We start from the raw sequence: 5,971 nt of genomic DNA, 5'->3' as shown, positions 1-5,971 counted from the left end.
GTATTGGGCTGAATACCTAAGATATCGGCAGCAGAACGTGCGGTTACTTCCAATACAAAATATTCAAGCAGTTTTCTTTGCAGACTCTTCTTTAACTTACAGTGGGTTATCTTCATTTTGGCAGCCTGTCATGACTGCTAATCTACGTCAGCCCCATATATTATCCTCATACTTAACACAGTTTCCTGCTGTCTTGCCTTTGGGAAATTTGGAATCCAATAAATCGTTCATCTCTTCCTCTGTAGTTCATATCTGCTTAGGTGGTTGAAGTAATCGAAGTAATCTAAAATTTCGCCTTTTACTTCGGTTTTTACCGCAGCAATCAGCTGCTCAGTTTTTTTGGCTGGAATACACTGTAGCCACCGATACGGGCGAATAGTCGTCAATCGCCGCATTACCGCCTGCGCCGATACTGTCGATACGGCCTTTCAGCTCGTTTACCGCACCAACCACACTCTCTTTATCGTGGGTTTGCAGCGCGGATTTATGGCCGATGTCGGCCTTGATGCCTTTCAGAATCCCACCGATTTTGTCGGCAAGCAGATTGATTCTCTCGGTCAGTTTCATATTTTGATTCACTTTTTACGAAATGGATAAAATCAGGCGGGCCACAAAATCGGGAGCATCGTCTTCAGACGGCCTGAAGCTGTGCAGCCACGCGTTAAAGTCTTCAAAGGTTCTGCCCGGATTCTCCGGCTGCCGAAGCCAAACCCTGTACAAATCATCGTCAAACCGCCTATTTGCATGGGCGATATCGCCGCTCATCTGTACAAGGTCGTCTGAAAGGCGGGTAAATTCAACATCGGCGGTGTAAAAGCCCTCTTTCAGAGCGGCACATTGCCCTGCGGAAAGCGTCAGCAGCAGGCGGTTTTGGTCGGGATAAACATCAACCGCGAACCCGGCTGCCGCACCGCCGGCATAAAGTCGCTCAGAGCCTGTTGCGGATTGGCGGCCATCTGGTCGGCAGTAATCCCGATACCCTCAAGCGCCGCCTGAAAATTATTGCCTTGCGATTGCGCGGTTTGCAGTTTTTGCAACAGCGCATTAACCGCCGTAGCCGCCACCTCGGGCGGTTTGCCCAAGGCGATAAACGCACCGGCAAGCGCGGACGCCTGTTCGGCGGCCAAACCAAACTGATTAGCGGTACCGCCGATACGTGCCATCGCGTTTACGATGTCTTTTTCGCGGGCGGCGGTGTTGTTTCCTAATACGTTAATGGCATCGCCAAGCCGCCCCACCTCTCCAATCGGAAGCTGAAAAACGTTGGCAATAGTAGCCGCCGCATCGCCCGCCTCTTCGGCGGTCATGCCAAAGGCCACCGACATTTTGGCGGCCATTTCGGTAAATTCCGGCAATCGGTCTAATGACACGCCAAGCTGCCCACCCTGCGCGGCAATTTCGGCCAGTTTGTCGGGCATAATTCCCAACTCGCCCGACATGCGCTTGATTTCGTCGGACAAACCCGCGATTTCTTCCGGCGTGCCGTCCACCACCTTTTTCACGCCCGCCATCGCGGTTTCAAATTTCATGGCTTCGCGGGCGGCATAAGCCAAACCGCCGGCCTTGGTTACCACGCCCTGCAATTCGTCGGCAACATCGGTCAGACTTGGGCGCAAATCGCTCAAACTGCGCTCCAGCCGGTAAACCTTGTCGCGCTGTAAATCGGCGGCGCGCGCCAATTCGTCGTGGCTTAACGTGCCGCTGTTTTTCAGCGTTTCGTACGCCTGTTTGGTTTTTTCGATTTCTTGGCGGGCTTTTTCGTCTGTGTCCAAGCCAAGCTGGATACGCGCATCGGCCAATGCCTTAAGCTCTTGCGCCTCCGCCGCCAGCGCATCAAGCTTTTGCGTAACCGCCGCCGATTCGGCGGCCAGCTTTTTTTGATGCTCGGCCAAATTTTTAACCGGCACGCCCGCTACCGCCATCTCGTTGCGCGCATCGCGCACTGCGGCAGCCAGGTCGGTTTCTTTTTGGGCGAGCTTTTCCATTTCTGCCCGCAGCTTTGCCACCGCCTCTTTTTGTTCGGCGGTGGCATCGTTTTTCATGCTTTCATGCAGGCCGTCCAGCAAGGTATCGGCGGCCTGCATTGCCCGAGCCGTATCCTCAAGCTCGTCCGACAATGCTTTATATTTTTCGATTGCCGCCTGTTGTGCCGATACCTGTTCAAACTGGCTGCGCAACTTCCCGGCTTGCTCGGCAAGATGGGCGGCGGGCAAACCGGCTGCTTCGATTTCGTCCGCCAGTTTTTTAATCTCTTCGGCGCCTTCCACACTGGCCAAAATCCGCAAACCCGCCTGAATATTTGCATTAGACATATTGACAACCTATAATAAATAACGTTACATCAAATCAACATTATTTATTACAATCCGCCCGCCGTTCTTTGACCGGCTTCATTCACACGGGGGTAATCATGATATATTTTTTACTGATACTGTTTTTCGCGGGGATGCTTACCAATCCCGCCCGCAGCAGGCCATACCGGCACACCTACCGCCGAAAATGACAAAAAGAACGCAAATAAAAGGAAAAAAACGGTGATTAAATATGGAAAAGAGGGCTGGGACGGCAACGATGTTGTCCGTAAAGGCCGCCGCAACGGTATAAACAGTCGTGAAGGTTGGGATTGTTAATTAAAAAAGTATCAAACAAAGGCCGTCTGAAATGTTGTTTTCAGACGGCCTTTTGCATTAAAAACCCGCGCGTACCTTTCGGCAGCGGCGCGGGGAATGTTAAGCAAACACCTTGACGCTGTAGGCCGATTTATAGCCCGCCACCAGCACGGGGTTCCCGGTAAAGCCGGCGGAGTTGAAGTCTTCGTTGAACCAGTCGATTTCGGAATCGGCAGCCACCACGGCGGAAGGTACGTGCAGTTTGATGCGCTCACCCGTTACCCGGTTGATGCCGTCCAGCATGATTTCTAAATCGTAATCGCCCACGGTGTCGGCATCGATGGCGTAGCCGCCGGTGTCTTTGGTGCCGGCGGTTACTTTGATGGTTTCGCCGTTTTGCACGTTGGCGCAGCCGGGCTTAATCATAATCAGGCCGAGCGTTTCGTTTACTTCGAAATCGCCGGCTTCCACTTTGGCATCGGCAGCGTTTTTGACCGACACCTTGGCGGCATCGAGATTGTCCAGAGACACCTTATACCACTGGCCTTTGGTGCCGATGGCGATTTCCTCGTCCGTTACCTTGGCGGCTTTGGCTTCAATCAGGGCGGATTCGCCCATCAGCGCCATGGCCAGATTGGTGCGGTCGAAGGTGTCGAAACCCCATTTGATTTCGGACGGGTTTTTGATGGATATGCTGTCGAGCGACTGGCCGATGCTGTCTTTGCGTTTGCTGATGCGCTGTTTTTTCTCGGCGCTTGTTTGGATAGACAGGTTGGTGGTATTGCCCACATCGTAAAAGCCGCTGCCTTCGATGCGGCGGTTGCGCACAATCACGGTGCCGGCAAACAGCAAACCGTCGTCTTGTTGTCGTTGCATGGATTACTCCTTGGTTAATTTAATGGTTACGGCGGTCTCAAACCGCATCGGAAAAAATGCAAAGCCTTCGTGGTAGGCTATCGGCAGCGCGGCGCGGGCGGTAAACGGCGCGGCGGTCAGCGGCCGGCAGTTGTCGTCTTTCGGGTCGAAGCCCTGAAACGCCGCCTTGATGGCGGTAAGGGTTTCGCCGACACCGTCTTGGCTGTATTGCAGCCGGTTGGGGCTGTATTGCCGCTTGGCCAAAATAAAACTGAAGCTCAGCCGCTCGCGCAACAGGGTTTTGCCGCCGGCAGTATCGTCGGGCGTGAAGCCGTCGAACACCACATACACCGCCCCGTCCTGCGGCTTGAGCCTGCGCTCGGAGGTAACCGCCTCCAAGTCGGCCGCCTCCAGCACCGCGCTCACGCCCGGCACCTCGGCCATTCTCGCCATCACGGCGGGGTAGCAGGCCAGGATGTTTTGATACATCGGCAGGTTTGCCATTATGTGTCGCTCCAAATGGTGTGCAGCCAGCCGGCCAGCTCCGCGCGGATGTCGCTGCGGTCCTGCCCACTCAACCCGAAAATTTCACGGGCGGGCATGTCGGCCGTGCCGGTCTGCAGGTAGCGTGCATACACGCGGTCGGTGCCGACTTCGGCCATGCTCTCGGTAGCGTGGCTGGTGATACTCTTGAGCAGGTCGCCTCGGTCCACCAGTATCGAGCCGCGCGTTTTGCCGTTTTTGCCGGTTTTGGCATACAGCGTTGTCAACTTCAGCGGCGCCCATTTGCGGCCGTCCGGTGCGGTTTTGGTTTCAAAGCGTTTGCGGGTGCTGTTTTCCAGCAGGCCGGCCACCGCGTTTAAAGGCTCTTTCAAATCACCGTTCAAACGGGCGTGCAGCGTGTTTAAGTGTGCCTGCAGTTCGGGCAGCGTGCTTTCAACGGTGAGCTTCATGCCACTGCTCGACCTGGTTCGGCATCACCGCATACAGGCCGTCTGAAGCCTTGCGGGCGGGCTGCACGGCATCCAAACCGAGCAGGCGCGGCTCTTTGACCACCGCCTTGAGCCATTCGACAGCCGCCTTATACCGCTTTTCTACGATTTCGATGTCGCCGTCTTCATGTAGGTAGTAGCGGGCGATGTCGCACACCTTGATTACCAGCACGCGCGGCACCGCGTCGCCGTTAAGGTCTTTGTAACCGGCGGCGGCCAGATAGCCGCCCGCCTCGGCCTCGGCGTCTGCGATAGCCCGCTCCAATACTTCGACGTTTACGGTTTTTCCGTAATCATGGTCGGTAAGTGCGGCGATTTCCCTTTCAGAAAACCGCAAAATCATATCTTCGGGGCTAATCAGCATTTCAGACGGCCTGTTAAGATGCACTCAGGGTTACCACCAGCTCGGGGCGCAGCGCAATCGGCAGCGGGTTGCTCTGCATGTGCAGGCTCCAGCCTTTGTCGTGGTCGAGCTTTTCGCGGCTGGCGTAATACGGCAGGGCGCGGGTGTTGACGGTGGCATTCATATCGGCAGGGGCGAATGCCTCGGTATAGAGTTTGCGGCCGACAGGCAGCAGGATGGCCTCGTTCGGTGCGATTTTTGCGCCTTTGGTCCCGAAGTCGCCGATATACTGGATAAACTTAATGCCGTTGTGTTCGAACTCGACCGGGTTGGGGCTGCCCTCGCGGTAGGCCGCGCCGTCGCGGTAGCGCTCGTAAAGCGGCTTGATTTTGTCGTGGTATTTGAGCGCGGTCAGGAAATCCAAGCCGCACAAAGCCACCCAGCCGCCCACCATCGCGCCTTTCTGTTTGGCGCGCAGTGCGGAAACGGTTTTGTCGATTTCGGCGCCCACTTCGGTGGTTTTGGTGCCCAGTTTCCAGTTGTGCGCCCCACGGGTGATACCAAATTCTTTGTACAAGTCGTACAGCTCGGTGCCGTCGGCATCGAGGATTTTGCCCTGCAGCGCGCCCAGCATCAGGTGTTCGCGGGTGTATTCCAGATTCAGCTTGCCGTCGGCCAGCTTGTCCTGCACCACGCCCTCGACTGTGGCGGCTTGGTCGCTGCCGAATGCGCGCAGGTTTTGCACATCGTCGGCGCGGACGATATCGTCTTCGGGCAGATGGGGGATTTTGAAGGTGTGGATGCGGCGGGTTTTATTGTCCACGGCCTGGCCGCCCTGTCCGCGCTGTTTGCTCTGCACCAGGCTGACGCGGCCTTCTTGGTATTCCACATCCACATAGGTGGTGGTCAGGTATTGCGGCTCGAAAATATTCAGGTCGCGGATTTGCGTGGGCGTGGCCGGCACTTTGTTCACGGCGGTTGTGAGTGCTTTGACGCCGAATTTGCTTTCGTTCGATAAAGGCATATCGTTACCTCTTAAATAACTTGTTAAATATCGTGCAAAACTGAGCCAGGGAAACGGGGAGTTGTGCTCCAAAATTGAGCCACTCTCCGTTTGTTATAAACTGCTCCGCTTTATCACACAGCGGAGCCCAACCTGGATGTTATGCATG

The 5,971-nt window shown here is 55.4% G+C and carries 8 protein-coding genes and 1 pseudogene; all 9 read right to left on the bottom strand.

What is annotated here, in order from left to right:
- Positions 1–116 (bottom strand): annotated as a pseudogene (locus IR141_RS11830) (IS1595 family transposase); the annotation flags it as partial.
- Between the two features lie 214 nt (positions 117–330).
- Complete coding sequence (locus IR141_RS11825; RefSeq protein ID WP_135037537.1) at positions 331–567, bottom strand: hypothetical protein; 237 nt, start codon at positions 565–567, stop codon at positions 331–333.
- 15 nt (positions 568–582) lie between these two features.
- Positions 583–765 (bottom strand): hypothetical protein, encoded by a 183-nt coding sequence (locus IR141_RS11820; RefSeq protein WP_135037534.1) that lies wholly within the window; start codon positions 763–765, stop codon positions 583–585.
- Between the two features lie 89 nt (positions 766–854).
- The gene (locus tag IR141_RS11815) at positions 855–2,312 is read right to left on the bottom strand and encodes a phage tail tape measure protein (RefSeq protein WP_135037531.1); all 1,458 of its coding nucleotides are present in this window, start codon (positions 2,310–2,312) and stop codon (positions 855–857) included.
- A 417-nt stretch (positions 2,313–2,729) separates the two neighbouring features.
- Complete coding sequence (locus tag IR141_RS11810) at positions 2,730–3,485, bottom strand: hypothetical protein (RefSeq protein ID WP_135037528.1); 756 nt, start codon at positions 3,483–3,485, stop codon at positions 2,730–2,732.
- Between the two features lie 3 nt (positions 3,486–3,488).
- Positions 3,489–3,953, bottom strand: a complete 465-nt coding sequence (locus tag IR141_RS11805; RefSeq protein WP_135037524.1) for a hypothetical protein — start codon at positions 3,951–3,953, stop codon at positions 3,489–3,491.
- Positions 3,954–3,967: 14 nt separating this feature from the next.
- Complete coding sequence (locus tag IR141_RS11800; RefSeq protein ID WP_135037522.1) at positions 3,968–4,417, bottom strand: phage virion morphogenesis protein; 450 nt, start codon at positions 4,415–4,417, stop codon at positions 3,968–3,970.
- On the bottom strand, positions 4,401–4,820 hold the full coding sequence (locus IR141_RS11795) for a DUF1320 domain-containing protein (RefSeq protein ID WP_135037519.1): 420 nt from the start codon (positions 4,818–4,820) through the stop codon (positions 4,401–4,403). The genes IR141_RS11800 and IR141_RS11795 overlap by 17 nt, the downstream gene beginning before the upstream one ends.
- A gap of 13 nt (positions 4,821–4,833) precedes the next feature.
- Positions 4,834–5,823: a major capsid protein gene (locus IR141_RS11790; protein WP_135037516.1), complete on the bottom strand. Its 990-nt coding sequence runs from the start codon at positions 5,821–5,823 to the stop codon at positions 4,834–4,836.
- Positions 5,824–5,971: the final 148 nt, after the last annotated feature.

The sequence above is a fragment of the Neisseria sp. 19428wB4_WF04 genome, assembly GCF_015235335.1.
Taxonomy (GTDB): Bacteria; Pseudomonadota; Gammaproteobacteria; order Burkholderiales; family Neisseriaceae; genus Neisseria; species Neisseria musculi.
Note: the sequence above shows the minus strand (reverse complement) of the source record. Positions and strands in the feature narration are given on the sequence as shown.